General features: G+C 32.7%; 4 protein-coding genes. 2 read left to right on the top strand and 2 right to left on the bottom strand.

The genetic code is table 11. From position 1 onward, the window contains the following. Window positions 1-17 precede the first annotated feature (17 nt). Window positions 18-389: a hypothetical protein gene (locus MV052_RS03055; protein ID WP_297440864.1), complete on the bottom strand. Its 372-nt coding sequence runs from the start codon at window positions 387-389 to the stop codon at window positions 18-20. A gap of 57 nt (window positions 390-446) precedes the next feature. Here MV052_RS03055 and MV052_RS03050 point away from each other — a divergent pair, with 57 nt between their 5' ends. After that, window positions 447-845, top strand: a complete 399-nt coding sequence (locus MV052_RS03050; protein ID WP_297440862.1) for a rhodanese-like domain-containing protein — start codon at window positions 447-449, stop codon at window positions 843-845. A gap of 122 nt (window positions 846-967) precedes the next feature. Here the strand turns inward: MV052_RS03050 and MV052_RS03045 are convergent, their stop codons facing one another. After that, entirely contained in the window at window positions 968-1,441 is a 474-nt protein-coding gene (locus MV052_RS03045; protein WP_297440860.1) for a hypothetical protein, read from the bottom strand. A 76-nt stretch (window positions 1,442-1,517) separates the two neighbouring features. On the opposite strand from MV052_RS03045, the gene MV052_RS03040 reads away from it, so the two are divergent. After that, window positions 1,518-2,225 (top strand): DUF445 family protein, encoded by a 708-nt coding sequence (locus tag MV052_RS03040; protein WP_297440859.1) that lies wholly within the window; start codon window positions 1,518-1,520, stop codon window positions 2,223-2,225. Window positions 2,226-2,314 lie beyond the last annotated feature (89 nt).

The raw sequence follows: 2,314 nt of genomic DNA, 5'->3' as shown, positions 1-2,314 counted from the left end.
ATACAGAGGGATAAAGACTATTCCCAGTCACTAAATTTTGACTGGGAGTGTTTATCTTTTTTATAACGTCTTGAATTTTTATTTTTTTCAAGCTGATTTGTAGTATATGTGATATCTTCTTTAATATTTTCAATCTCTTCATCAGAATCTTTATACGCTATCATTTTTTTTACAAACTTTTCAAGTTCTTGCAAGTCACCTTTATAGAGCTGGCTTACCTCTACTCTGTTTAGTAGTTTTAAAGCATTCTCTATTTTTTTATCATACTTCTCTTTGCTTAACTCTTCACTCTTACTGAGATAAGATAAAATACTTTTTTGAAATCTCTGTAAAGCTCTAATATAACGTAGTCTATTAGAATTATCAATTACTTTTTTAGAAGCTGCCATATTCAACCTATTGTTTATTTATTGATATAATTATACACTTTAAATTTGGAGAAAATAATGAAAAAAATTATTTTAGCAATATTATTACTGAGTGTATCTTTATTTGCAGAACTTACAAACCAGTACTTAACAAAAGATTTTATGAAGAAAAACATTCCTATCGTTGATGTAAGAACGCCAGGAGAGTGGAGAGAGACGGGTCTTCTCAAAAATACAGTCCCAATTATGTTTTTTGATGAAAGAGGGAACTATGATGCGAAAAAATTCTTAGAAGAACTCAACCAAAAAGTCAATACAAAAAAACCTTTTGCACTTATCTGTCATACAGGAAGCAGAACTTCTATGATAGCACCATGGCTTTCAAAAGAGTTTGGCTATAAAGTCATTAATCTACAAGGCGGTATGGAGTATGCGACAAAAGGTTTACATCTTCAAACGCAGCCTTACAAACAGTAAATGTTTAAACTTCCCACCTTTGTAAAATTTCTTTTTTTTCTAACACTACGAATTCTTATTACATTCGCAGTTTTAGGGTTTATCATCTTTTTACTCTGGGGAGTTCTCTATCTTATCTTCTACTAAAGTAATGATTTTATAACATTGCTAACACCTTGATGTAGATTGTAGTTTGCTATAGGAAAATCCAAACCTTCATTTTCAAGATCAACAGTATATCTACTTAAATAACTCCCCAAGGTACTTAAATCTATAGGCTCATATTTTTCACAACTCTTGTTATCTAAATGCGTACGAAGTAATTTTTTTGCTTCATTTGAGTGACTCAGCGTAAACGCAAGTGTTTTTAAACTTAAAAAGTCACTCCAGTCTAAAAAAAGTTCAGGAGAGAGTTCATCTACTTTTTTCCCCTCAGGCGTAAACAAAAGACCTTGCTCACGAAGAGGGATAAGAACAGAAAGAATAGCACGTGAAAAAGGTGAAACTTTGTCCCTCCAAAACGGAGACTCATTTCTCTGCTCTAATTCATGTTCTATCTCTGTAACAATTGCATCTACACTCTCATTTCTAAATAATTCATAGGTTTCAGATTTCATATAATTTTTCCATTAAATATTTTTCCTAATCATACACTTTTTGTATATAATTACACTTTTAAAAAGGAAAGAAATTTTGAAATTAAATAAAAGCTTTATCACAAACCTTACTGCGTTTACCCTTGTTGGGGTTTCATTTATAACACCTTACTACTCTCAAGCGCTCCTCTATACAGGACTTTTTGCCCTCTCAGGTGCCCTCACAAATCAACTTGCCATTCATATGTTGTTTGAAAAAGTACCATTTTTATATGGTTCAGGTGTCATTGTAAACCGTTTTGACTCTTTTAGACGTGCCATAAAAAACCTTATTATGAGTGAATTTTTCACTCGTGAACAATTAGAAAAGTTTTTCAAAAATGAAGAAAAAAAGCTCAATCTAGAGCCAATCATCCAAGAAACAGACTTTACCCCGGCCTTTGATGCTCTGAGTAAAACAGTGATGGAGTCTTCATTTGGAGGAATGCTTGGTATGTTTGGTGGAGAAGCAGCTCTTGAAAACCTCAGAGAACCATTTGCGCAAAAGATGCAAACTGCGGTTATAAAAATAGTAAACTCCAGTGCCTTTAATGCAACTCTGCAAAATCATCTTGAGAGTTCTTCTTTACATGAGGACTTGCTCTTATCAATAGAAAAGGTAGTAGATTCTAGGCTCAATGAGCTTACACCGGAGATGGTCAAACAAATCATACAAAACCTTATCAAAGAACATCTTGGCTGGCTAGTAGTCTGGGGTGGTGTATTTGGAGGACTTATAGGATTGTTGAGTTCTTTCTTGATTTAGCCCTTATTTTAGGGATTTAATGTTTCTATTTTTAAAATTTTACAACATTTTTTTACAACAAATGGTAAGAAACCTGCTTATCTTTGAAA

The organism is Sulfurimonas sp. (genome assembly GCF_026988655.1).
Classification (GTDB): Bacteria; Campylobacterota; Campylobacteria; order Campylobacterales; family Sulfurimonadaceae; genus Sulfurimonas.
This window is presented reverse-complemented; position numbering and strand designations above follow the sequence as displayed.